Raw genomic sequence first — 271 nt, 5'->3', positions numbered from 1 at the left:
TTCGTCTCCGTTAACATCGGTAATTACAACTTCTACTCCTTCTATTCCCTCTTCTCCTGGATCTTGTATTCCATCGCCGTTAAGATCTTCGAATACAACTCCTGTTAAATCTCCAACTACTGGTGCATAACCATCATCGGTAGTAGCATTAGTTCCTTCTACAACTGTTACTGTTTCTGGATCTGAGGTTCCTGTTGTTAAAGTATCTGTAATATCTGTTGGTAATGTAGTCTCATCTACATCTACTTCTGCATCTCCTAATGGTACATTG

General features: G+C 39.5%; 1 protein-coding gene. It reads right to left on the bottom strand.

From position 1 onward, the window contains the following. The coding region (locus tag ACVC3Y_RS00010) for an SdrD B-like domain-containing protein (protein ID WP_452225698.1) at nucleotides 1-271 on the bottom strand (271 nt) is incomplete at both ends.

This window comes from Lacinutrix cladophorae (genome assembly GCF_053604645.1).
The sequence above is the reverse complement of the archived record's forward strand: the minus strand, read 5'-3'. Positions and strand labels throughout refer to the sequence as shown.